The 232-nt window shown below is 60.8% G+C and carries 1 pseudogene; it reads right to left on the bottom strand.

Going from position 1 to position 232, the window contains the following annotated elements:
- A pseudogene (locus JUK32_RS04895) lies at window positions 1–232 on the bottom strand (photosystem II D2 protein (photosystem q(a) protein)); the annotation flags it as partial.

Here is a 232-nt window from a genome sequence, read left to right as displayed (position 1 = left end):
ACGAAGCTCCACAGGCCGCCAATTTGGCACCAGCGCACAAAGCCGCCCTGGGCCTCGGGACCCCACAGCAGCAGCAGGGAGTGCCCCATGCTGGCAGCGGGAGTCGATACCGCGACGGTCAGAAAGTTGCAGCCTTCCAGATAGGAAGATGCTAAACCGTGGGTATACCAGGAAGTTACAAAAGTGGTACCGGTCAGCCAGCCCCCAATCGCCATGTAGGCGCAGGGGAACA

The sequence above is a fragment of the Halomicronema sp. CCY15110 genome, from assembly GCF_016888165.1.
In the GTDB taxonomy this organism is placed as follows: Bacteria; Cyanobacteriota; Cyanobacteriia; order Phormidesmidales; family Phormidesmidaceae; genus Halomicronema.
Note: the sequence above shows the minus strand (reverse complement) of the source record. Positions and strands in the feature narration are given on the sequence as shown.